The sequence below is a fragment of the Clostridium sp. Marseille-P2415 genome, from assembly GCF_900155545.1.
GTDB lineage: Bacteria > Bacillota > Clostridia > Lachnospirales > Lachnospiraceae > Lacrimispora.
In genome coordinates this window covers 743,242-768,123 of sequence record NZ_LT732525.1, presented here as the reverse complement: position 1 = coordinate 768,123, position 24,882 = coordinate 743,242, and the positions used below count along the sequence as shown (strand labels likewise).

Annotated in this window: 23 protein-coding genes; 19 read left to right on the top strand and 4 right to left on the bottom strand. The window is 42.8% G+C overall.

Annotated features, from left to right (window positions below):
• The first annotated feature begins 125 nt into the window (after positions 1-125).
• The 9 genes from BQ9856_RS03660 (at position 126) to BQ9856_RS03620 (ending at position 10,149) form a co-directional block, all read left to right on the top strand.
• A complete protein-coding gene (locus tag BQ9856_RS03660; RefSeq protein ID WP_077609755.1) occupies positions 126-590 on the top strand; it encodes an HD domain-containing protein in 465 nt (154 codons plus the stop codon).
• Positions 591-629: 39 nt separating this feature from the next.
• Positions 630-1,070 (top strand): GNAT family N-acetyltransferase, encoded by a 441-nt coding sequence (locus BQ9856_RS03655; protein WP_077609754.1) that lies wholly within the window; start codon positions 630-632, stop codon positions 1,068-1,070.
• Between the two features lie 49 nt (positions 1,071-1,119).
• Positions 1,120-1,890 carry a class I SAM-dependent methyltransferase gene (locus BQ9856_RS03650; protein ID WP_077609753.1) on the top strand — a complete coding sequence of 257 codons (771 nt, stop codon included), beginning with the start codon at positions 1,120-1,122 and terminating at the stop codon, positions 1,888-1,890.
• Positions 1,891-2,032: 142 nt separating this feature from the next.
• On the top strand, positions 2,033-3,121 hold the full coding sequence (gene leuB, locus BQ9856_RS03645) for a 3-isopropylmalate dehydrogenase (protein ID WP_077609752.1): 1,089 nt from the start codon (positions 2,033-2,035) through the stop codon (positions 3,119-3,121).
• Positions 3,122-3,215: 94 nt separating this feature from the next.
• Complete coding sequence (gene ilvD, locus BQ9856_RS03640; RefSeq protein WP_077609751.1) at positions 3,216-4,877, top strand: dihydroxy-acid dehydratase; 1,662 nt, start codon at positions 3,216-3,218, stop codon at positions 4,875-4,877.
• Between the two features lie 19 nt (positions 4,878-4,896).
• A complete protein-coding gene (gene ilvB, locus BQ9856_RS03635) occupies positions 4,897-6,576 on the top strand; it encodes a biosynthetic-type acetolactate synthase large subunit (RefSeq protein ID WP_077609750.1) in 1,680 nt (559 codons plus the stop codon).
• A gap of 49 nt (positions 6,577-6,625) precedes the next feature.
• Positions 6,626-7,711: a 3-phosphoserine/phosphohydroxythreonine transaminase gene (gene serC / locus BQ9856_RS03630; protein WP_077609749.1), complete on the top strand. Its 1,086-nt coding sequence runs from the start codon at positions 6,626-6,628 to the stop codon at positions 7,709-7,711.
• A 25-nt stretch (positions 7,712-7,736) separates the two neighbouring features.
• On the top strand, positions 7,737-8,900 hold the full coding sequence (locus tag BQ9856_RS03625) for a phosphoglycerate dehydrogenase (RefSeq protein WP_077609748.1): 1,164 nt from the start codon (positions 7,737-7,739) through the stop codon (positions 8,898-8,900).
• A gap of 10 nt (positions 8,901-8,910) precedes the next feature.
• Positions 8,911-10,149 carry a DUF1015 domain-containing protein gene (locus BQ9856_RS03620; protein WP_077609747.1) on the top strand — a complete coding sequence of 413 codons (1,239 nt, stop codon included), beginning with the start codon at positions 8,911-8,913 and terminating at the stop codon, positions 10,147-10,149.
• Positions 10,150-10,178: 29 nt separating this feature from the next.
• Here BQ9856_RS03620 and BQ9856_RS03615 read toward each other — a convergent pair whose 3' ends face one another.
• Positions 10,179-11,195 (bottom strand): response regulator transcription factor, encoded by a 1,017-nt coding sequence (locus BQ9856_RS03615; RefSeq protein ID WP_077609746.1) that lies wholly within the window; start codon positions 11,193-11,195, stop codon positions 10,179-10,181.
• A 274-nt stretch (positions 11,196-11,469) separates the two neighbouring features.
• On the opposite strand from BQ9856_RS03615, the gene arcC reads away from it, so the two are divergent.
• The 9 genes from arcC to BQ9856_RS03570 all read left to right on the top strand — a co-directional run bounded on the left by arcC (position 11,470) and on the right by BQ9856_RS03570 (position 20,286).
• Positions 11,470-12,414 (top strand): carbamate kinase, encoded by a 945-nt coding sequence (arcC, locus tag BQ9856_RS03610; protein ID WP_077609745.1) that lies wholly within the window; start codon positions 11,470-11,472, stop codon positions 12,412-12,414.
• Between the two features lie 31 nt (positions 12,415-12,445).
• On the top strand, positions 12,446-13,474 hold the full coding sequence (ptcA, locus tag BQ9856_RS03605; protein ID WP_077609744.1) for a putrescine carbamoyltransferase: 1,029 nt from the start codon (positions 12,446-12,448) through the stop codon (positions 13,472-13,474).
• Positions 13,475-13,485: 11 nt separating this feature from the next.
• Positions 13,486-14,847: an APC family permease gene (locus BQ9856_RS03600; protein ID WP_077609743.1), complete on the top strand. Its 1,362-nt coding sequence runs from the start codon at positions 13,486-13,488 to the stop codon at positions 14,845-14,847.
• Between the two features lie 19 nt (positions 14,848-14,866).
• Positions 14,867-15,967, top strand: coding sequence for an agmatine deiminase (aguA, locus tag BQ9856_RS03595; RefSeq protein WP_077609742.1), 1,101 nt, complete (start codon positions 14,867-14,869; stop codon positions 15,965-15,967).
• 1,414 nt (positions 15,968-17,381) lie between these two features.
• Positions 17,382-17,873: a hypothetical protein gene (locus BQ9856_RS03590; RefSeq protein ID WP_077609741.1), complete on the top strand. Its 492-nt coding sequence runs from the start codon at positions 17,382-17,384 to the stop codon at positions 17,871-17,873.
• Positions 17,874-17,947: 74 nt separating this feature from the next.
• Positions 17,948-18,616 carry an ATP-binding cassette domain-containing protein gene (locus BQ9856_RS03585; protein WP_077609740.1) on the top strand — a complete coding sequence of 223 codons (669 nt, stop codon included), beginning with the start codon at positions 17,948-17,950 and terminating at the stop codon, positions 18,614-18,616.
• 175 nt (positions 18,617-18,791) lie between these two features.
• Positions 18,792-19,364, top strand: a complete 573-nt coding sequence (locus BQ9856_RS03580; RefSeq protein WP_159441935.1) for a hypothetical protein — start codon at positions 18,792-18,794, stop codon at positions 19,362-19,364.
• Between the two features lie 42 nt (positions 19,365-19,406).
• On the top strand, positions 19,407-19,880 hold the full coding sequence (locus BQ9856_RS03575; protein ID WP_077609738.1) for a rhodanese-like domain-containing protein: 474 nt from the start codon (positions 19,407-19,409) through the stop codon (positions 19,878-19,880).
• Positions 19,881-19,950: 70 nt separating this feature from the next.
• Complete coding sequence (locus BQ9856_RS03570) at positions 19,951-20,286, top strand: hypothetical protein (RefSeq protein ID WP_077609737.1); 336 nt, start codon at positions 19,951-19,953, stop codon at positions 20,284-20,286.
• Between the two features lie 326 nt (positions 20,287-20,612).
• Here BQ9856_RS03570 and BQ9856_RS03565 read toward each other — a convergent pair whose 3' ends face one another.
• Positions 20,613-21,779: a M23 family metallopeptidase gene (locus tag BQ9856_RS03565; protein ID WP_077609736.1), complete on the bottom strand. Its 1,167-nt coding sequence runs from the start codon at positions 21,777-21,779 to the stop codon at positions 20,613-20,615.
• A 218-nt stretch (positions 21,780-21,997) separates the two neighbouring features.
• On the opposite strand from BQ9856_RS03565, the gene BQ9856_RS03560 reads away from it, so the two are divergent.
• Positions 21,998-23,185, top strand: a complete 1,188-nt coding sequence (locus tag BQ9856_RS03560) for an iron-containing alcohol dehydrogenase (protein WP_077609735.1) — start codon at positions 21,998-22,000, stop codon at positions 23,183-23,185.
• A 134-nt stretch (positions 23,186-23,319) separates the two neighbouring features.
• Here BQ9856_RS03560 and BQ9856_RS03555 read toward each other — a convergent pair whose 3' ends face one another.
• Positions 23,320-23,616: a hypothetical protein gene (locus BQ9856_RS03555; RefSeq protein ID WP_077609734.1), complete on the bottom strand. Its 297-nt coding sequence runs from the start codon at positions 23,614-23,616 to the stop codon at positions 23,320-23,322.
• A gap of 86 nt (positions 23,617-23,702) precedes the next feature.
• Positions 23,703-24,506: an MBL fold metallo-hydrolase gene (locus BQ9856_RS03550; RefSeq protein WP_077609733.1), complete on the bottom strand. Its 804-nt coding sequence runs from the start codon at positions 24,504-24,506 to the stop codon at positions 23,703-23,705.
• Positions 24,507-24,882: the final 376 nt, after the last annotated feature.

Here is a 24,882-nt window from a genome sequence, read left to right as displayed (position 1 = left end):
AGTTAGTAGTTTTTTATGTATAATTTAACGCATTGTTGAATATTAAAAATTTTTATTGTTAGTTAGTAAGATCAGTAGTATTCTATTTATTAAGATTATTTGTATTAGGCTAAGGAGCGCTGAACATGAATAGAATTGAAAAAGTGAGAGAATATGTGGACATCGTACTTTTGAATATGTCAGATCCTGCAGAAAGAAGATGTGGTTATTTGCATTTGTATGGTGTTTCACAAGCTTGTGCAATGATAGCCATAAAAAGAAGTGAAAATGTGGAGTTAGCAACAATAGCGGGTATGCTTCATGATATTTATTCCTATTCAACCTTGGATACAAAAGATCATGCCCATAAAGGTTCTCTCATGGCAAGGGAAATTTTAAACTCTCTATGTATTTTTGACAGTAAGGAAATTGATATGATTTGCAGTGCAATTTATAACCATAGCAGGAAAGGTGTAAGACATTCTTCTTTTGATGAGGTATTAATCGATGCGGATGTTATGCAACACTGTTTATATAACCCTCTATTAGATGTGGCAGAGCATGAAAAAGTTAGATTTGAAAATCTGAAATCTGAGTTTGGTTTGCAGTAGAAAATAAATTAGACATCGAAAAATCAAAGGCGGTATATCATGAATATTGTTAATGCAGAAAATAGAGACAAAATACTAATAGATAAGTTGTTTAAGGTCTGGAAAAAGTCAGTAAAAGCTACTCATATGTTTTTAACAGATGATGAAATTGAGAAGATTGCAGAATATGTTCCAAATGCTTTAAATGGTGTTGCACACTTGATAATTGCAACAAATAATGACGAACCCATCGCATTTATGGGAATTGAGGAACAAAAGCTAGAAATGCTTTTTGTTTCCCCAGATGAGCAGGGCAGAGGAGTCGGAAAGGAACTTCTTCAATACGGAATAGAAAAATATAATGTAAATGAATTAGGTGTAAATGAACAAAACCCACAAGCAATAGGGTTTTACGAACATATGGGATTTCATGTTTATAAACGGTCTGATACAGATGAACAAGGAAATCCCTATCTGATCTTATACATGAGGTTATCCTGATAAATTCTATTTTAGATAAGATTTTTTATATTATGTGGAGGTGAATGGTATGGATTTTCGAAAAACATTTGATACAATTCCAGAGAAGTTTGATAAATGGAGATCACGCTATTGTGATGAACTTTTTGCTGATGTGATTAATTATGCAGAAATTGATGCAAGTAAATCAGTACTTGAGATTGGCCCTGGAACGGGGCAGGCCACCGAGCCTTTTCTAAAAACCGGCTGCAATTATTCAGCAATTGAACTCGGTGAACATTTTGTGGATTTTACAAAGAAGAAATTCGGTTCTTATATTAATTTCAATATAGTAAACGACGACTTTGAAATCCATGACTTTGGCAATCAAAAATTCGACTTGGTTTTCTCAGCGGCAACGATACAGTGGATACCGGAAAAAATCTGTTTTCCGAAGGTGTATAATCTTCTTAATAGCGGAGGAACATTAGCGATGTTTATGACGCTTACAGATGAAAAAACATCGAATAGAGCATTGTATGATGCAATACAAAAAGTATATGATGAACATTTCCATGTTGAAACAAAATATACATGCAGTCTGAATTACGATAATGTTGTCAATTACGGTTTTGTTGATTACAATTACCGTGATTGGAAAAGGACAAGAGTGTATACCGCGGAGGAGTATATTGAATACTTAGCCAGTACCCAGGTAGAACATATTACATTACAAGAACCATATAAATCAAACTTCTATAACGGAGTTCGTGAAGCTATTATAAATGCGGGAAATAAAATAATACTTAACGATACGATTGCTTTGTATTTAGCGAAAAAGCCTTGTTTAGCTCTTCCATAACTTACATTTATGGTTTCAATTCCAATCTCATATATTCTTTTCCAGTAAAATTATTTTATTTTAGTTGAAAAATCCCGATAAATGTTCTATTATGAGAAGAAATACATTAGCATAGTACAGTGACATAGAGGGAGAAGTAGAGATGAATTACAACATTGCAGTGATCCCTGGTGACGGGATTGGGCCTGAAATCATTGGCGAAGCGAGAAAGGTTCTTGATAAAGTGGGAATTGTATACGGCCATGAATTTCAGTATACGGAAGTTTTAATGGGCGGTATTTCCATTGATACGTATGGTGTTCCCTTAACGAAGGAAGCATTGGAAACAGCAAAAAACAGTGATTCCGTCCTTCTTGGAGCAGTTGGCGGAAATGTGGGAAATTCAAGATGGTACGATGTGGCACCGGATCTGAGACCTGAAGCGGGGCTGCTGGCAATCCGCAAGGGTCTTAATTTATTTGCCAATATCCGTCCTGCTTATCTCTATAAAGAACTGGCTGGGGCCTGTCCCTTAAAGAAAGAGATCATCGGGGAAGGCTTTGATATGGTCATTATGAGAGAACTGACGGGCGGCCTGTATTTCGGGGACCGGTATACCAAAGAAGTGGATGGCGTGATGACTGCTGTGGATACTCTTACCTATAATGAGAATGAGATCAGAAGAATTGCCGTTAAAGCTTTTGATATTGCCATGAAACGGAAGAAACGGGTGGTCAGCGTGGATAAAGCAAATGTGCTGGATTCTTCCAGACTTTGGAGAAGCGTGGTGGAAGAAGTGGCAAAGGATTATCCGGAAGTTGCACTGTCCCATATGCTGGTTGATAACTGTGCGATGCAGCTTGTCATGAATCCGGGACAGTTCGATGTAATTCTGACGGAGAACATGTTCGGTGATATTTTATCCGATGAAGCCAGCATGATTACCGGGTCCATCGGAATGCTCTCTTCGGCCAGCATGAATGAAAGCAAATTTGGCATGTACGAACCAAGCCATGGTTCAGCACCGGATATTGCGGGCAGGAATATTGCAAATCCCATAGCCACCATTCTTTCGGGGGCCATGATGCTTCGTTATTCCTTTGATTTAGACAGGGAAGCGGATGCAGTGGAAGCTGCGGTGCAGAAGGTGTTAGCGGAAGGGTACCGGACGGCTGATATTATGTCTGAGAGTTGTAAAAAAGCTTCCACGGCTGAGATGGGCGATCTTATCGCAGAGCGGATAGGAAGATAATTGCCGGAAGCGGAAGAAAACGTATCGTTTTTGACCGCTCCCGGATTTCCATATAATCAGAAAGTTATGAAAAAAGAAAAGGAGTGTGCAGCAGATGAAGAGTGATTCAGTAAAAAAAGGAATGCAGCAGGCACCTCACCGTTCCCTGTTTAACGCGCTGGGAATGACTGAGGAAGAGATGGAGAAGCCTCTGGTCGGTATTGTCAGTTCTTATAATGAAATCGTACCGGGCCATATGAACCTGGACAAAATAGTCGATGCCGTCAAAATGGGAGTCGCCATGGCAGGCGGCACACCGGTGATGGTCCCCGCCATTGCGGTCTGCGATGGAATTGCCATGGGACATATCGGCATGAAGTACTCACTGGTTACCAGGGACCTGGTTGCGGATTCTACTGAATGTCTTGCTAGAGCCCACGCCTTTGATGCATTGGTTATGGTTCCCAACTGTGATAAGAATGTACCTGGACTTTTAATGGCAGCAGCCCGTATTAATATACCTACAGTGTTCGTCAGCGGCGGACCAATGTTGGCAGGACGTGTGCATGGGCATAAAACCAGCTTATCCAGCATGTTTGAAGCGGTCGGCGCTTATGCTGCAGGGAATATGACGGAAGAGGATGTAAAGGAATTTGAGCAAAAGGCATGTCCGACCTGCGGCTCCTGCTCCGGTATGTATACGGCCAACAGCATGAACTGTCTGACCGAAGTTCTCGGTATGGGATTACGCGGAAATGGAACCATACCGGCAGTGTATTCCGAACGGCTTAAATTAGCAAAGCACGCGGGAATGGCGGTTATGGAAATGTTCCGGGAAAATATCTGCCCCCGCGATATCATGACAGAAAAAGCATTCCGCAATGCCCTGACCATGGATATGGCGCTTGGATGCAGTACCAACAGCATGCTTCACCTTCCGGCTATCGCTCATGAGGCGGGTGTGGATCTAAATTTGGAGATTGCAAATGAAATCAGCGCAAAAACTCCCAACCTTTGCCACCTGGCTCCGGCAGGTCCTACTTATATAGAAGATCTGAATGAAGCGGGCGGCATTTACGCAGTCATGAATGAGATCAGCAAGCTGGGGCTTCTGGAATTAGACTGTATGACCGTGACAGGGAAAACGGTCGGAAAGAATATAAGGGACTGTGTAAATAAAGATCCGGATGTGATCCGGCCGGTGGAAAATCCTTACAGCCAGACCGGCGGCATTGCCATTTTAAAAGGAAACCTGGCTCCCGATTCTGCAGTGGTAAAACGCTCTGCTGTGGCACCTGAGATGTTAAAGCATGAAGGCCCGGCAAGAGTATTTGACTGTGAAGAGGATGCCATTGCAGCCATCAAGGGCGGCAGGATCGTGGCCGGGGATGTGGTCGTTATCCGCTACGAAGGTCCAAAGGGAGGCCCCGGCATGAGAGAAATGTTAAATCCGACCTCCGCCATTGCAGGCATGGGGCTTGGTTCTTCAGTGGCGCTCATTACAGACGGCCGTTTCAGCGGCGCTTCCAGAGGCGCTTCCATCGGGCATGCATGTCCGGAGGCGGCAGTGGGAGGTCCCATTGCCCTGGTAGAAGAGGGAGACATCATTTCCATCGATATTGATAACCACCGGCTGGACGTAAACGTATCGGACGAAGAAATGACTGCAAGAAAGGCAAAGTGGCAGCCAAGAAAGCCACAGGTGACCTCAGGATATCTGGCCCGCTATGCGGCTATGGCAGCCCCTGCAAGCCGGGGAGCCATTCTGGAAATATAAAGATAAAGGAGAGCAGCCTATGAAGACATTAAAAGGAGCAGAGATTGTAATAGAATGCCTGAAGGAACAGGGAGTGGATACTGTTTTCGGATATCCTGGCGGCACGATCCTGAATATATACGATGCCCTTTATAAATATCAGGATGAGATAAATCATATCCTGCCCGCCCACGAACAGGGAGCGGCCCATGCGGCTGACGGATATGCAAGGGCTACCGGGAAAGTTGGGGTTTGCATGGCAACCTCAGGGCCTGGGGCCACTAATCTGGTAACCGGTATTGCTACCGCGTTTATGGACTCCATCCCAATGGTGGCAATTACGTGTAACGTGGCTGTTGGCATGCTGGGACGTGACAGCTTTCAGGAAATCGATATTACCGGTGTAACCATGCCCATTACCAAATACAACTTCATTGTGAAGGATATCACAAAGCTGGCGGACACCATACGCCGGGCCTTTGAAATCGCACAGACCGGCAGACCGGGTCCTGTGCTGGTAGACATTACAAAGGATGTAACAGCCAGCACCTATGAGTATGAATATCAGGCTCCGGAGCCAATCGTACGGCAGGAGGATACGATCCGGTCAGAGGACTTGGAAACAGCATTGCAGCTGATCCGGAAATCGGAAAAACCGTATATTTTTGTAGGCGGCGGTGCGGTTACGGCCAATGCGTCGGAAGAACTCCATTGCTTCGCTCACAAGATCCAGGCCCCGGTGGCAGACAGCCTTATGGGAAAAGGGGCATTTAACGGGACCGATGAACTGTATACCGGAATGGTTGGTATGCACGGGACCAAAACCTCAAATTTCGGAATAACCGAGTGCGACCTTCTGATCGTAGTGGGAGCCCGGTTCAGCGACCGGGTGACCGGCAATGCATCCAGGTTCGCGCGGAAAGCAAAGATCCTTCAGTTTGATGTAGACCCGGCAGAAATCAATAAGAATGTAAAAGCCTATGCCAGTGTGATCGGTGATGTAAAGGTGATCTTAAAGAAGTTAAATGCCCGCCTGGATCCCATAAACCATGAGGAATGGCGGGCACACATTGACCGCATGAAGGATATGTACCCCATGCGCTACGATAAGAGCATTCTGACCGGACCTTATATCATAGAAAAGATTTATGAGATGACCCAGGGCGATGCTGTCATTACTACGGAAGTAGGGCAGCATCAGATGTGGGCGGCCCAGTTTTATCAGTATAAATATCCAAGAAGCTTTATTACTTCCGGAGGCCTTGGAACCATGGGCTACGGACTGGGAGCGTCCATCGGAGCAAAGCTTGGCTGTAAGGATAAGGTGGTCATAAATATAGCCGGAGACGGGTGTTTCCGTATGAATATGAATGAGATCGCCACGGCAGTCCGTTATAACGTTCCCATTATCCAGGTGGTTTTAAACAACCATGTGCTGGGCATGGTCCGCCAGTGGCAGACCCTGTTCTATGGAAAGCGTTATTCACATACAGTACTTAATGACCAGGTAGATTTTGTAAAGGTAGCAGAAGGAATGGGAGCTAAGGCTTACCGGGTAACCAGCAAGGAAGAATTTGAGCCGGTTCTTAAGGAGGCCATGGAGCGAAACGTTCCTGTTGTTATAGATTGTCAGATCCATTGTGATGACAAGGTGTTTCCTATGGTATCTCCGGGAGCGCCGATTCAGGATGTTTTTGACGCAGAAGATTTAAAGATTTAACAATCAGTAATTCAGGGGAGAAAATCCCCAAATATGAGGAGGAAGAGATATGAGCAGAGTGTACAATTTTTCCGCAGGACCAGCCGTACTGCCGGAAGAAGTCTTAAGAGAAGCCGCGGAAGAAATGATGGATTACAGGGGCTGTGGAATGTCCGTAATGGAGATGAGCCACAGGTCAAAAATGTTCGAGACCATCATAGGCGAAGCAGAAGCGGATTTACGGGACTTAATGGGTATTCCGGACAATTATAAGGTATTGTTTTTGCAGGGCGGTGCCTCCCAGCAGTTTGCCATGGTTCCGATGAACTTATTTAAGAACCGTGTGGGAGATTACATCATCACAGGACAGTGGGCGAAAAAGGCATATCAGGAAGCGAAGCTTTACGGTACGGCCAATGCGGTCGCATCAAGCGCTGATAAGACCTTCAGTTATATCCCGGATGTTTCGGATTTACCGATTTCCGGGAATGCGGATTATGTCTACATCTGTGAAAACAATACGATTTACGGCACAAAGTACAAAACATTGCCGAATACAAAAGGAAAAACACTGGTAGCTGACCTCTCCTCCTGTTTCTTATCTGAACCTGTTGACGTTTCAAAATACGGCCTGATTTTTGCCGGCGCCCAGAAAAATGTGGGGCCTGCAGGAGTGGTCATCACCATCATCCGGGAAGATTTAATCCGGGAGGACGTACTTCCGGAAACGCCTACCATGCTCCGTTATAAGACCCATGCCGATGCGGATTCACTTTATAACACACCGCCTGCTTATGGCATTTACATATGCGGAAAGGTGTTTAAATGGTTAAAGAACCGGGGCGGCCTTTCTGCCATGAAAGAAACCAATGAAAAGAAAGCAGCCCTCCTTTACGATTATCTGGATCAGAGCCGGATGTTTACCGGTACGGTAGTAAAGAAGGACCGTTCTCTTATGAACGTTCCATTTGTAACCGGAAAGGAAGAACTGGATGCGTTGTTTGTAAAAGAGTCCAAGGCAGCAGGATTCGAAAACTTAAAAGGCCACAGGACCGTAGGCGGTATGCGTGCCAGCATTTATAATGCCATGCCAACCGAAGGCGTGGAGGCGCTGGTATCCTTTATGAAGGATTTTGAAGCGAAGTACACGAAATAAGCATACAGGAAGGGGATTAGAAACCATGAAAAAGATTCATTGCCTCAATGCGATTTCCGGTTATGGCACCGCATTGTTTACAGAAGATTACACGCTAACGGATGAGATAAAGGAAGCAGAAGGCGTTCTGGTCCGAAGCGCTTCCATGCATGAAATGGAACTGCCGGAGGGGCTTTTAGCAATTGCAAGAGCCGGTGCCGGAGTCAATAACATCCCTCTGGATGCATGTGCCGGAGAGGGGATCGTGGTGTTTAATACGCCGGGAGCCAATGCCAATGGAGTGAAGGAACTGGTCATTGCAGGACTCATGCTGGCTTCCCGCGATATTGATGGAGGCATTGACTGGTGCAAGGCCAACAAGGGCGACGAAAACATTGCAAAATCCGCGGAAAAAGCCAAGAAAGCATTTGCAGGCTGTGAGATTAAGGGCAAGAAGCTGGGAGTCATCGGCCTTGGCGCCATTGGAGCAGAAGTGGCCAATGCCTGCTCCTCTCTTGGGATGGAGGTCTATGGATATGACCCGTTTATTTCCGTAAACGCGGCATGGAGACTTTCCAGAAACATCAAGCATATCACCTCTGTGGATACCATTTACAAGGAGTGCGATTACATAACCCTTCATGTTCCGTTATTGGATGCCACAAAGGGCATGATTGACAAAGCCGCTCTGGATAACATGAAGGATGGTGTTGTAGTCCTGAACTTTGCAAGAGATGTCCTGGTCAATGAGGACGATATGGCGGCTGCCTTAAAATCCGGCAAGGTAAAGAAATATGTGACGGATTTTCCGAATCCCAAGTCCATTCATATGGAAGGAGCCATTGTGATTCCCCATTTAGGTGCCTCCACGGAAGAATCCGAGGATAACTGCGCCAGGATGGCAGTAGAGGAAATCATGGATTACATTGATAACGGCAACATCCGCAACTCCGTAAACTTCCCTGCCTGTGACATGGGAATATGCAAGGCGGCCAGCCGTATCGCGGTGCTTCACTTAAATATTCCGAACATGATCGGACAGATCACGGGAACGCTGGCAGCAGGAGACGTAAACATCTCCGATATGACCAATAAGAGCCGCGAAAAGTACGCTTATACCCTGCTTGATTTAGAGAGTGCCGCAGATGCCGTGAGCATACAGAAGTTAAACGCCATCAAAGGCGTACTCCGGGTGAGAGTCATTAAATAAAGGAGATACTATGGCGATTGTAAAACCATTTCAATGCGTCCGGCCGGATGAACGGTATGCCCATCTGGTGGCAGCCCTTCCTTATGATGTATATAACCGTAGGGAGGCCTGTCAGGTGACGGCAGCCAATCCTAAGTCATTTTTAAACATAGACAGGCCGGAAACCCAGTTTTCCGATGATGTGGACATCTATGATGACCGTGTCTATGAAAAGGCCGGCGAAATGCTGAATAGCTGGATCAAGGACGGAATTTTCGAGGAAGACCGTCTGGAAGCCTATTATATTTATAAGCTGATCATGGACGGGCGGAGCCAGACCGGAATTGTGGCCTGCTCCTCCATTGATGATTACATAAACGGCGTGATCAAAAAACACGAAAACACCAGGGAGGAAAAGGAAGTGGACCGGATCCGCCATGTGGATACCACAGACGCCCAGACCGGTCCCATTTTCCTGGCTTACCGTTCCAATGAAGCGATTAATAAAATTGTGGATTTAAAAACAGGCACAAAGCCGCTCTATGATTTCGTCTTAGAAGATGGGATCAGCCACAAGGTATGGCGGATTGATAATGCAGATATGATCCATATGATTGAAGAGGCTTTTCATGGAATTCCGGCCACTTATATAGCGGATGGCCATCACAGGGCTGCTTCCGCTGTTAAGGTAGGTTTAAAAAGACGCCGGGAAAATCAGGGATTTACGGGAGAGGAACCGTTTAATTATTTTCTTTCCGTGCTGTTTCCCGATGATCAGCTGATGATTATGCCTTATAACCGTGTGGTAAAGGATTTAAACGGACTTTCGGAAACGGATTTTCTTCATAACATACAGGAGTTCTTTGAAGTGGCCTGCGTCGGAGCGGAGCCTTATGCGCCTTCGGAAAAAGGAATGTTTGGATTGTATCTGAATCAGACGTGGTACTGTTTAAAGGCCAGGGATTCATTGAAATCACCGGATCCGGTAAAAGGCCTTGACGTATCCATTCTTCAGGACAATCTCTTAGGCCCTGTTCTGGGGATTGGAGATCCAAGAACGGATAAGAGAATTGATTTTATCGGTGGGATCCGGGGACTTAAGGAGTTGGAAAAGCGTTGTGCCGAGGATATGACGGTGGCATTTTCCATGTATCCCACATCCATTGAAGAACTGTTTGACGTGGCGGATGCAGGACGGCTGATGCCTCCGAAATCCACCTGGTTCGAACCAAAGCTGCGCAGCGGGCTATTTATTCATATGCTGAAATAAAAACACACCGTTCCCAGGCCGGGTAAGGCTTATGGGGCCGGTGTTTCATTTTCCGGTTCTTTTTTTAATTGTTCTTTGCGGTATATTTCATAGATATCAAGGAGCTGAGGACGTTTTACAACCCCTATCTTTTGGAAAATGTTATGAACATGGGTTTTCGCGGTTCCAAGTGAGATATAGAAATCATCGCTTATTTCCTGATTGGTCTTATCCATGAGAAGCACTTTTAAAATCTCACGTTCCCGGGCTGTCAGATGGTATTCATCACTGAAATGATACAATATGCTTTCTTCGATATCGGAGGGCAGGCTTTCCCGGGTATGGCTGGTTACGTTCGACACTATGGTGTTATTCCTGAATGATATTTTTAAGTAGTACATAATGTAACCGGCAGAAAACGCTGCGTGGATAAGGTATAAGATATCAGAGGTAAAGCTTCTGTTATTCATATTGATGTAATATTTTGAATAAGTATCAAAATGAAAAATTACAATGGTATCTTCCGCAATAATGCAGATATTCATGATAACTGTAATATAAAAAAGTCTTTTACACCATTTATAGAAAGGATCCTGATATTCCTCAGGGTTCTTTTTTATTATCCTTAAGACTTCCGCACCTATATAAGCATTATAAAGCTGGCTGGGCAGGAAATAAAGCCATATCTTCCACGCACTGTTATTCATAGCAGGTACAAAAAGCATGAAAATCACGTAAACTGCTAAGATTCCATAATCATACCAGGTGATTTTTTTATTTACTAATCGCTTGAAAATGGTCAGATAGCCCAGGGACATGATTAGATAAAGCAATGTTTTATGGGTTGGAACGATCATAAAAATCTTATTATAATACTCCGCAAAATTCTCAAACATTTCTGACATGAAAATCACAATATCATCCGTCAAAGCTGCCCCGAATAAAATGCCTGTCCACAGCAGGATTTTTTCTTTCCCATTTAAAAAAAGTGAGAACGACATCCAAAGGATGCCGGAATAAACCATGATTAAAATCAGATTGTAAATGAATGTTATGCCCTTTGTCATATATGCCTCCTGTCTTTTGTCAACCCGGTTGTAATTTATTAACAGTATAGCAAATAAAAAAGTTTTTTCAACTGTTAAATTTCAGAAAAAGCTCATTTTTTAGTGCATAATGCACAAAAGTTTAGAAGAGTTTATGTGAATTAAGGTGTAAAGTGTTATAAATATCTAACTCTCAGTTGCATTCTCAACCGGCTTGTGAACTGCTATTTTCGTCTTGTGAGAACGCAGTGGATCTGCAAATCACAGCAAAACAAAGAAAAAGGAGGTTTTACAGGTGGCAGAAAAAATAGTTCTTGCTTTAGGCGGAAATGCGCTCCAGTCAGGAAAAGGAGAAGCAACCGCCGAAGCGCAGCTTGCAGTCGTTCATAAGACTTGCGGGTATATAGCAGAACTGAATGAGCGCGGGTATGAAATGGCCATTGTACATGGAAACGGACCACAGGTCGGCAGAATCCTGCTGGCATCTGAAACTGCAAAAAATGTAACACCCCCCATGCCGTTTGATGTATGCGGAGCAATGTCCCAGGGGTACATCGGATATCATTTGCAGCAGGGGCTGAAGTATGCACTCAATAAGCGGAATCAGAATTTTCCGGTTGTCACCATCACAACCCAGGTGGTTGTAGAGGAAAATGATCCGGCCTTTCAGAATCCAACGAAACCAATCGGGCCTTTCTATACAAAAGAAGAAGCCGACGTTCTGACAGCGGAAAAAGGATACGTCATGAAAGAGGATGCCGGCCGCGGATACCGCAGGGTGGTTGCGTCCCCCATACCAAAAAAGATTGTAGAAATGGAAGCGGTTAAGGAGTTGTGGCCCAAGGCCATTGTGATCACATGCGGAGGAGGAGGAGTTCCTGTCATTGAAAATCCCACGGGTTCCTTACATGGAACAGCGGCTGTCATTGATAAGGATTTTGCGGCGGAGCTTTTGGCAGAACAGGTGAATGCGGACATACTCATGATTTTAACGGAAGTTGAAAAGGTGGCGGTAAATTACAATAAACCGGATCAGAAGAACCTGGATCATCTTAGTCTTAATGAAGCACACAGGTATTGTGAGGAAGGCCAGTTTGCCCCGGGAAGCATGCTGCCCAAGGTTCAGGCAGCTATGAAATTTGTAAGATCCAATCCATCAAAACGGGCGATCATCACATCCCTGGATAAGGCGATCGATGCCCTGGATGGAAAAACAGGCACGGCATTTACATTTAACTGATTCATTAAAAATTATTCAAGGAGGATTTGCCATGAAAGCAAACGGAATAACACATTTTATTGACACCAATGATTTTACAAAGGAGGAGTTACTGGACATCATCGATCTGTCTTTAGCAATTAAAAAAAGCATCAGAGCAGGTTATAATCCGCCTTTGATGAAAGGCAAAACACTGGGGATGATTTTCCAGCAATCTTCTACAAGAACCCGGGTTTCCTTTGAAACCGCAATGGAACAGCTTGGCGGACATGCCCAGTACTTAGGACCTGGCATGATTCAGCTTGGAGGTCATGAGACCATCGGAGATACCGGAAGAGTGCTGTCCCAGATGATTGATGTGGTCATGACCCGGGTCATTGAGCACAAGACAGTGGTGGAATTAGCCAAATCATGCACCATACCTGTATTAAACGGCATGAGCGACTACAATCACCCGACCCAGGAAATCGGTGATCTTTGTACCATAGTAGAACATCTGCCAAGAGGCAGGAAACTGGAAGAATGCAAGGTCGTTTTTGTCGGTGACGGAACCCAGGTATGTGCTTCTCTTGGATTTATCACCACAAAGCTTGGAATGCATTTCGTTCATTACGGACCTAAGAATAACCAGTTATTAGAAGAACACAAAAAGATCATGGAAGAGAACTGCAGGATTTCCGGCGGTACCTGGGAAGTAACCGATAACCGTGAAAGCGTGAGGGGCGCAGACTTCATTTATACGGATGTGTGGTATGGACTGTATGAAAACGAGACTCCTAAGGAAGAGCGGGTCGCTACATTTAAGGATTATCAGGTAAACAGGGATTTGATGTCTCTTGGAAATATCGGCTGCAAATTCATGCACTGCCTGCCGGCGACAAGAGGGGAAGATGTAACCGATGAAGTGCTTGACAGTGAAAGCTCCATCGCATTTCTGGAAGCAGGAAACCGTCTGACCGCAATGAGAGGCCTGCTGGTTTATTTTACCCAGTATCAGAGAGAACAGGCACCCAGTGAGCTGCAGATGGCAGCGGCAAAGGAACAGTTAGAGACATTCATGAATGAAAGACATATCAGATAGGGGGAGTACTTATGTCGGAAGCGCCAAAGAAAAAGTTTCGTTTAATTGATGCCATTATGACAGTAATATGCGTTGTATTCGTGGCAGAAGCAGCAGGTCCGGTGGCAGCGATCGGTAATTCACAGTATTTCTGGTGGATTTTCCTCTTAATAACATTTTTACTGCCATATGGCTTGATCTCATCAGAATTGGGGACAACCTATGAGGGGGATGGTGGATTGTATGACTGGGTGTCAAAAGCCTTTGGGAAAAAATGGGGAGGAAGGGTGTCCTGGTATTACTGGATCAATTTTCCGCTTTGGATGGCTTCTTTGGCGCTGATGTTCCCCGAGGTCATAAACCTGCTGACCGGCAGTCCGATGGGATTTCTACCGTCTTTGTTGATCGAGCTTACTTTTGTATGGATTATTGTTTTTATCAGCTTTTATTCGGTTTGTGACAGTGCCTGGATCTTAAACGGAGCGGCCGTTATCAAGATTTTAATAGCGCTGACACTGGGAGGCCTTGGCATTTATGGGGCGGTCACTCATGGAGTTGCCAACGAATACACATTATCCTCATTGCTTCCGAGCTTTGATTTAAACAGCTTATCCTACATATCAGTTATTTTGTTTAACTGCCTTGGGTTTGAAGTGGTCTGTACCTTTGCAGGTGATATGGAAAATCCCAAAAAGCAGATCCCCCAGTCGATCATCGCAGGCGGCCTGGTCATAGCAGCCATTTATATTTTTATGGCATTCGGAATCGGTGTTGCGATTCCTTCTGACCAGATCAGCACCAGCACCGGTCTGATCGCAAGTGTCCAGCTTTTGACAGGCAGTACGAGAGGGATCATCGTAACGGTTGTTGCCATTGGTTTTCTGCTTACACTTTTTGGAAATATGATTTCCTGGTCCCTGGGCGTCAATAACGTGGCAGCCTATGCGGCGGATAACGGAGATATGCCAAAGATATTTAAGATAAGAAGTAAAAAGAATGATATGCCTGTCGGTGCAGCAATCATGAACGGACTGGTCGCCAGCCTGGTTTTGATCATTGCCCCGTTTATCCCCAATCAGGACTTATTCTGGTGCTTCTTCGCATTGAACCTGGTTATGTTTTTGCTTTCTTACCTGCCGGTTTTTCCGGCATTTCTAAAGCTTAGAAGGCTGGACCCGGATACAGAGCGGCCGTTTCGAGTCCCCGGAAGCTCGTTTTTCTTAAAGGTTTTAGCAGGTATTCCAATGATGCTGATCGTTGTTGCCCTGATTTTTACGGCTGTTCCCTTAAGCTTTGATCCAGAAACCCTGGAAGGAGTTCTTCCGATTACGATCGGTGCGGTGATATTCATCATATTAGGCGAGGCAATTGTTAACAGGAAACGAGATAAATAAGAAAGAGAAGGTATGAATCATGGCAAAGAGAATTGAAAATACAACTCCAAAGCAGGACGGATACCGTATGCCTGCTGAATTCGAAGAACAGGAACGGATATGGATGTTATGGCCGGAAAGGCCGGACAACTGGAGAAATGGTGCAAAGCCTGCTCAGGTTGTATTTACCGAAGTGGCAAAAGCCATTCGCCGGTTTGAACCGGTCACGGTATGCGCATCTCCTGTGCAGTTTCAAAACTGCCGTGCGCATCTTCCTTCTGATATACGGGTAGTTGAAATGACAAGCAATGATTCCTGGATCCGGGATTGCGGACCGACCTTTGTAATCAATGATAAAGGCGGCATCCGGGGCTGTGACTGGACCTTTAATGCATGGGGCGGTCTGGTAGACGGACTGTACTTCCCCTGGGATCAGGATGACCTTGTAGCACAAAAAGTATGTGATATGGAAGAAATCGATTCCTATCGTACGGAAGGCTTTGTGCTGGAAGGCGGATCCTTCCATGTTGATGGAGAGGGAACTGTCATTACAACGGAGATGTGCCTGTTAAGTGAAGGAAGGAATCCTCATTTAACAAAAGAAGAAATCGAAAATATGCTGGATGAATATCTGAATTGCCGGAAAGTGATCTGGATTAAGGAGGGCATTGATCCCAATGAAACAAATGGGCACATTGATGATGTTGTCCAGTATGTGAGACCTGGAGAGGTTGCATGTATCTGGACGGAGGATGAAGGGAATCCTTTTTATAAAGAGGCACAGGCTGCTTATAAGGCATTATCCGAAGCAGTGGATGCAAAGGGGCGCAGATTAAAAGTACATAAGCTCTGCCTTACGAAAAAACCGGTATTGTTACAGGGGGCAGATGCCATTGATATGGTAGAGGGAACGCTTCCGCGGGAAAACGGGGAAATATCCATTGCCTCTTATATGAATTTCCTTGTAGTGAACGGCGGCGTGATCGTTCCGCAATATGGGGATGAAAACGATGCTTTGGCTCTGAGGCAGGTTCAGGAAATGTACCCGGAACGTAAAGTGGTTGGTGTCCGTACCGAAGAAATTGCATTTGGAGGTGGAAATATCCACTGTATCACTCAGCAGCAGCCAAAAGTGAAATAATGAGATAAACACGTTATCTCTTCAAATGTATAAGAAGGGGGGAGCCAGTGTGTCTCCTCGCTTTTATAGCCTGCATCTGTCGTCATATTGAGTAATGGGAGCCGCTGCTCTATAGGTGAATTTTTACCTATAGAGCAGCGGCTCTTTTTAGGCTGAATGGCCTAACGCTATTTTTTTTTTATCAGGTTAATACTTATTTAGTTGGAAATGTGCAAATTTTGGCACTTAACGTGTATAATTTTGGAACATGGATTGCAATGAGCGTAATATTGGTATACATTAAAGGCGAACGATCTCTTTAAAACAGAATATTTACATATTGCATATCAGATTAAGGGAGAGATAAAAAACGTTAAATAAGCATGAGTTAAATATGAAGTTTGCAGCCTATATTAATTGGAGGAGATGATGGAATATTGAGAGACTATAAAATAAAAAGTGAGACAGTATTTACTTTAGGCTCAACATGTTGCTTGTTATTTATGAGATATTATGAAAAGGTGATTAAACAAAAGGCATGTTTCCAATAATAAAATACCCTAACATCTTTAAAACAATCATTCAAAAGAGGCTTGGCTCGTAGCAATTGAAAGTTGTTCCGACCATACATGTTACGCTTGGTAAACTTGATCTTATTGACGCTTCCTGAAGTGAGGCCATTATTGTATTTCTAATCAATGCCATTTTTTACAGCTTCGATATCTGATTGCAAGCCGCCTAAATATGTATCAAGTGCATTATCTAAGGTGGTCTGTGATAACTGGTAAATTCCCTTTTTGCATTCTTCCGGTTTTGGTATGCATTGATCTCAGGCACCATTAGATACAAATGCAAAAATAATTTATCGTAAAACTTTGCTTTGGATTATGATGTGAGCAGACTGATGTCTTGTAAAAGTTCCTTTTGGTGGATATGACCAGCTCCTTTTGGCGTATTTTCTCGGCAAATTATACCCTTTTTAGCTGGTTGTCTCTATAAATTTTGGAGTGAGAAGTCATCAGCTTTCGTAAAATTCATTACTACTGCGCCTTTTGAGTTTTTCTCATGGCTGCTGACCTCATTCAAGGAGGTGATTATATGGTTCAAAAAAGTACGTAGGCATATAATGAATGGAAAAAGTAGTATGTAATATGTAGGTAGTGTATAAAAAGTGACCCCATTCTATCCTCTTGTGCCATTATATTTATGCTTTATTAATCCCTGTCCCTTTAAAACATAAAATAAACGAGCCTTCAATCCTGGTTTGACATGGATTGAAAAGCAAAATACAAAAATACCTAGTCACTCAGAGGAAGAAATAGGGAAGTTACAGTCTAATCGGGGTAAATGAAATCCGGAACCATTGTTTTACTGGGGTAAGCCGATTTAAGTAGTAGAAACCTTAACACTACCGATATGTAAAGGAGGTAATCATATGATAAAAACAAGTACAAAAATCCAAAATCTAGTTACAAGTCTTTTACTTATTCTGACGCTCGTTTTCATATTAGAAATCCCTGCGTCTGCTGCCAGCAATCAATGGATCTATGGCGATGGAAAAAATACTGCATATAGTATCCGCCTTGATTCACCGCATTTTAACGGTGACGTATACCACGTTCATTTCTACAAGAAAAGTACGCATATCTATTGTATGCGTCTAGACAACCTCCAAGTATGCGACAAGAAGAACTCAGACAGAAGCAAGGTTCCTGAGTGGCTAATGAAAGAAGCTATGGATAATTCAAAAGTGCAGGAGCGAATTAGTCAATATAATCCTTCTGTACAAAATAATAGCGGTTTCATTCATGGGTTATTGATAGCAGGAACTGGAATACTTGTAATTTTGGCAGCACTTAATATCTTTGCTGGCCCAGCAGATGATTTAGCTGCTTGGACCTTGTTCCTCAAAGCTATCGCAGGTTAAAGCTGAATAGTATCGGTGTTAGATTTCAAATCTAACACCGATATAACTTAAATATTTTTTAGGAGGTGGTTTTTATGATTATTTTAGAAAATGTGAAAAAAAACAAAATCATTAAACCAACATCGATGAAAATAAATGATGGACAACATATTGTAATTACTGGAAAGAACGGAACTGGAAAGACCACCTTTATTAGGATGCTTGCCGGAATTTGTATTCCTGATTCTGGAATAATGATTTATGGTAACGATTCTTTCAAATTTCCGCTCAAACTATTATTATATGGGCATTTATTTAGAATCGTTCAAAAAAATATCTTTTACGCTGAAGGACATTCGCTATTATATGAAAATTTCTCAATCGTTCAAAATTTAACGTATTATATTGGTTTAGACGAGTATAACACATCAGAAATAGAGAATACACTTGAATTGCTAGAAATAACTGAACCTCTCGAGAAGCCTATAAGCAAACTTTCCCTTGGTACAAAGCAAAAAATAGTAGCAGTACTTGCTCTATTATCAACTAAAGAGTTTATTATTCTAGATGAACCTACATTAGGAATGGATGATGATGTCAGTCATAAATTTATACAAAAAATTCTTAAAAGTAACAAAACCATAATAATTTCAACTCATGAAAAGGAGTTTTTTTCTCTATTTGACTCAAGATACGATTGTAGCGAGGAAAATATAACAGAGGTGGTGAATAACATTGCACAAAGTCCTTTTATCACAGATTAGGTATTTAAAGTTTGAATGTAGAAATAGGTATATTATGCAAATCATATCTTTTCTAATGTTTGTTGGCATATATATTTTTTTTGCATTTCAAAAAAGTCAACTTTTAAATCGTTCTAATGTTGAAAATATAGTAATATGTAACTATATGCTGCTATATATTATTGCAAGGATTGTTTTGAGTGGGATAAGTATTCCATATGAAGTTTTGAATACCGAGTTCACAACAAATGACCTGCTTCTCAAACAACCTATAATTGGCTTTAATATAGAGTGGTTGCTTTCAACAAGGATTTTCCTTAAAATTATCAAAGCATTCCTGGTGAATATTTTATCATTTATCATAATACTATCAGCGGGCGGGCTAATTGCAGATATTAAAAACTATTTGGCTTTAATGATTCCTGTGTTTATTGGCACTATTTTCATTGCCTGCATCGGTTATTTGATTTCTTCAGTACTATTATTTTTAAATACTAAACGAGAACTTATTGCTATAATACAGGCAATTTTCATCGGCATTTTTATATCGTCACATGGCGAAGATAACTATTTTTTACCTTTCGGTATTATCCGCAACAAAATTTCCGGAATTTTAATGAGTGATATAGTGTTCTATGAACTTGGTGTACATTCCACTATATCTGCACTTTGGTATTGGACAATTATATTTTTAGTATCTGTTTTACTTGTGATTATGATTTCGTACTTTACAAATATTTTATTTCACAAAAAAACGTACAAGGCATAATGAAATTCTAATTATTTCTCAAATTTGAAAGGATAAAGGAACATGGATAAATGGAGAAGAAAATTTAACCATAAAAATATTTTCATTTTGCTTATAGTTCTCACTATATTTGTATTTTTTATCATTACAATAAGCAATGTTTTTAAAAGGGATTACAGAATATTAGTTGATCCCATGGAATTACTAAACATAGCTGAAGAAGGTGCAGTGAATAAACTTATTATTGATTTACGGGACCGTGAGGATTATGAAGCCTCACATATCAAAAATACTATAAATCTGCCTTTTGTAGATGCAAGTGAAATTGATGCCTATTTATCTAAACACAACTCGAAAAATAAGACCATATACTTACTCTGCTATTCAGGGAATCGTTCGTCGCAAGTCTTTAATTATTTAAGCGAAAACGGATATAAAAGTTTGGTATATGTGAATTTCGGTTATGAGGATTTTTTGGAACATACTCAAGATTCATTTGTTCCAGCAACTGGACCTTGTCAATGCTTAAATGAGTAGTTTTTTTACTATAAATTATTTACATAGCTAGATTACGATGATATAATTCTTTTAAAAGGAGATGTTTATTATGGAGGTTACACTACGGAGAATCTTATTTGAAGGCAATGTTGAAGGCTGGACGGTTTATAGTAAAACTAAGGATTGTTTTAATATTGATATAGTAATTATCATTTTTGAAGAAAATCGCAATTTACTTTATCTACTTTCGGATAATACCGATAGATTGGATGATGCAGATTATTTAACAAATGTATGTAATCTAGTTCATGACCTACCAAAAGATTTTCTACTAGTAAAAAAGGAAATGGAAGGCTCGCCTACTGACGTTCTTATAGATACACTAGTAGAAGAATGTAAAAACAATCGTCCTGATACATGTATCCCCACAGCCATTGAAGATTAGTGCATATAGGTTAAAATGACCAACTAACTATAAAAGAGGCTGCAGAACAAAAAATACTGTTAGTGTTAGTGGTACTAGTACTGCTGCTGGTTTTATAATTAAAGCTTTGGGACTATCAGGAGGAGCCGCATTAGCAATTGGTACCCTTATAAATACTTATTGTTGTTGCTTTATCACGTTAGGCTATTATCTCTGAGGCAACAATAGTTAGCCAGACTTGGTTTCGCATTCCCGCTTTTGGGGAAGAGAAAAGGACTAGCGCATAAAAAGACGGCATCCCAATAATCCGAAGCGGATTAAGGAGATGCCGTTTTTAAATAAAAGCATTAATTTTCTTTCTCAGGAGGTTCCGGAGCCACAAAGTTTTCAGGAATTCCGGGATCCTTCATATCATAAACCCGGTTATACTCCTTTGTCTCCTGATTTTTAAGGGTCTCGGACCGGTTCAGGGAAAGGAATTTGGTAAGTTCGTAGCAGCTCACCCAGATCTCATTGTTCCCTTCCTTTTGGGACTCATCAAAAATGAGCTGAAGCCCAAAATGGAGATGGGGCTGATTGATGTTATTGGTATTTTCTTTCCGGCTGTATCCGGTATGACCCAGATAGCCGATCACATCTCCGGCAGTGACGATACTGCCTTGTTTTAAAGATTTATGATAAGGGTAATTTTGCCTTAAATGAGCGTAATAATAATACCGTCTCCCGTCAAAGCTGCGGATTCCCAGACGCCATCCTCCGTACTGGTTCCAGCCTATGGCTTCCACATAACCGCTTTCTACTGCAATAATGGGAGTTCCGGTCTGCCCCATCATATCATGCCCCAGATGCTGCCGTTTGTAACCATAAGACCGTGCAACTCCAAAATCATCAAAGTCATTATAAGGGAAGCCCTTTGCAATGGGAGAAAAGCCTTTTAGGCCATATTTTTTAACCCAGACCTTATCCGGGTCCACGGAACCGTCAGGAAGGAGGGCAGGAGTGGCGTAGAGGGGAGCATTATCAGAAGGAATTTCAATCTCATACTGGCCCACAAGGCCATCTAACACAGCACCATAGGCTTCTCTGTAATAAGAATAATATTTCATCTTAGCTGTCAGCTCAGCCATGGTCTTACCGGAAAGCAGCTGTTCTGCCAGTCCATCTAAATCTTTGGTGGAATACCTAGAGAAATCTCCGCCGTACCTGGCTCCAAGATAGGCGAGCAAATCCACCCAGTTTAAATGGATTTCTGACTGGCAGGTGTTTACGTCGTAACGGAATGCTTCCTGCATAGCCTTGGAAGTCACGTCAAAATCCACCCATTTAATAAATTTTTTTGCTTCTGAGGGACTGGCATTTTCGTCCTGATTTACAACCGGAAAGGAGAACTTCCCGCCTGGGGATATGAAAAAGAGGGAAACCAGCAGAAAGGTTAAAATGAAAACTTCTATGTAAATGATGAGTTGATGTCTGGGTACCTGAGAAAGTTTGATAACTTTTTTGAATCGGTTCATAAGCGTTCTCCTTGTCATTCCATGAGAAATACATGTGAAAAAGGAAAGCAGGCTTTAATGGCTTTCCCATATAAGATATGCAAAAAGAGTTAAGAATATGACGCAAACAGGCGGAGAGAGTCCGTATTGGAAATAGGAAGCGTTCGTGGTATAATCCTGATTAGGAACAAAAATAGTGCGGAAAATGAAGAAGCCCGCAGCGGAAAGTGAGGTTAAGAATGAATAATTTTGAGTATTGTGTACCCACAAGGGTGATGTTCGGACGTGATACCCACAAAAAGGTGGGAGCGGTCGTGAAAGAGTATGGATTTCATAAGATCATGATTCATTATGGAGGCGGCAGCGTAAAGAAAAGCGGACTGCTTGATCTGGTCACAAATTCCTTAAAGGAGCATGGAGTGGAATACGTGCTCTTTGGCGGAGTGCAGCCAAACCCCACCCTGTCCTTAGCTAAGGAAGGCATGGAGCTTTGCAGGAAGGAAAAGGTGGAGTTTATCCTGGCCGTGGGCGGAGGAAGTGTCATCGATTCAGCCAAGTGCATTGCTGACGGAACCCTGAACCCGGAAATTGATCCATGGAAATTCTTTTTAAAGAAAGCAGTTCCTGCGAAGGCCCTGCCTCATGGGAATATTCTTACCTTGTCTGCTTCCGGAAGTGAAACGAGCTTATCCTGTGTCATTACCAATGAAGACGGAGGCTTTAAGCGGGGATTTAACAGCCCTACCCACCGCCCCCTGTTTGCCATCTGCAATCCGGAGCTGACCTTTACGGTGAATCATTTTCAGACCGGATGCGGAACCGTGGACATTATGATGCACACATTGGAACGGTATCTGGGCGGAAAGACCAGGAATACGCCTTTGACAGACCGAATTGCAGAGGGCCTCTTAACCTCTGTCATGGAAGCAGGAGCCGCTGCGGACAAGGCTCCGGAAGATTATGAAGCCCGTGCAACGCTTATGTGGGCGGGGAGCCTTTCCCACAATGATCTTACCGGTCTGGGAAGGGAATACCTGATGCAGGTCCATCAGCTTGAGCATGAGCTGTCCGGTATGTATCCGTCCGTTGCCCATGGAGCAGGACTGTCCGCACTGTTCTGTTCCTGGGCCAGATATGTGTGTAAAGCCGATCCTATGAGATTTGCCCAGCTGGCTGTCCGGGTGCTGAATCAGGAGATGAATTTTGAAGAACCGGTAAAAACGGCCTTAGGTGGGATTGGGAGATTGGAAGAATTCTTTAGAAGCCTTGGTATGCCGGTCAGCTTAAGGGAATTAAATGCCGGTATAAAAGAAGAGGATCTGGAAGAAATGGCTGATAAATGTTCCGCGAAAGGTACCAGAACATTGTCCGGAATCCGGGTGTTGGGGAAGGCGGAAATGGTTGATATTTATCGGATGGCGTTTTAAACCTCTGATTTAAGCGGATGTATCCTCATGCAGTTTTAAGAGGATACATCTGCTTATTTATCATATCACGTTTTGATTTGTAATTTTTTATATATGCTTTTCGATGTCTCATTCAATTTTTCTGCGTTTTTCTCTCAATCCCTATAGCAGCCCATTTTGCATATATCGGTTACAAACGCCTTGAATTTTTCTTTTTCAATATCTTTGCAAAAGGGTTTATAAATGGATACCATGGTAATAGCGTTCTGGGGAGGACGGGTCATGATCGTTGAATTACAAACAAAGCGGAAATTAATTCCCCTGGTTTCTTGGATGGCTACCAGATAGGGCTTATAGGTAGCGCCGCGTAAATCCCTGGTGGCCTCATGGAAAATGACCAGATCTTTACAGTTCACATCGCGAAAGGGGGTAAATCTGCCTGGGCAGTGCATACGAGAAACTCCTTTGCTTTTTCTATTGTTATATCATATGCGGCTCCGGGGACGAGCGTGATATCCTTTCGTTATGTACGATATAATCAGAGGTTGATAATTTCCCCATCGTCCGGCACATACAGATTTCCGGAAAAATAGGGACGCCCTTCTTTTTTGTAGAGTTCCTTCCGTTCGGCCAGGTTGCTGTCCTCTGTATGCCACAGGACCAGATTTTCCGCCATCATATGCCGTGCCAGCTCACAGGCATCCTTTACGGTGCTGTGATGCTTTTCGTATGGCCGGAAGCGTTCCTGTTCCTGAAAGAGGCAGAAGGCTTCATGAAGCAGCCAGCTGCTGCCCATTGCGTATTGGGAGCAGGCGGGATGAAAGGGCTCGTCCCCGCAGAAGGTCAAGCGTTTTCCGCTTTCCAGGGTGGCGGTAAATCCGTACTGCTCGGCTTTGGTGGAATGAATATCAAAAAATGTCACGTCATTTCCAAGAATGCTTCTGGTTTCCCCGTCGGCAACCGCAGTTAAGTGAATGCGTTTCCCAATGAGTTCATAAAATTTGCTCTGGAGAGTCAGCCGGCAGAGGGTGTCAATGACAGGAACCAGGTTGGCATGGCTGTAGATAAAAAGATCGCCTTCATACTTGCCGGATTTGATTTTTGTTCCAATGAAACGGACCATCCATACAATTCCAAGTATGTGGTCGGTATGTTCGTGTGTTGCGAAGATGTGGTGGATATGGGACATGTCCACATTCATATCGTCCAGGATCCGCAGGATTCCATTGCCGCCGCCGGCATCGGTCATAAAGTATTCATCGTCTTTTTTTATGGCAAAGCAGGTATTATAGCACCGGGTAACAGCAGCATTTCCGGTTCCGAAAACATATAATTGATCCATTTGAGTCTCCTTTTTTATGCGGGGTTTTCTGAAATTATGTTACTATAAATTTAAAATCCCCGCAACCCTTTATTTTATCTGGGGTTATGGGGGCATTTGTTACTAATTTAACAAAACATGGAACAGTAATGGCTGCGAATTGTATGAGCGGTATTTAAGGGACTGACGTAGATTGCGGATTCCGGTTAGGGCGCAGAATAGCCTTCTGCGGGTAGAAACGTTGTGGATGAATTTTGAGCCGGCGGAGCAGATCAATCTGGAAAAGTAATGATGCTATTTCTTTTTCCGGAAACTTTTTATGATCCGAAGATCAAGGAAAAAATCAACTAAATCTGCAATTAAATCAAGTAAGCTATACATTTTTTTCCTCCATAAT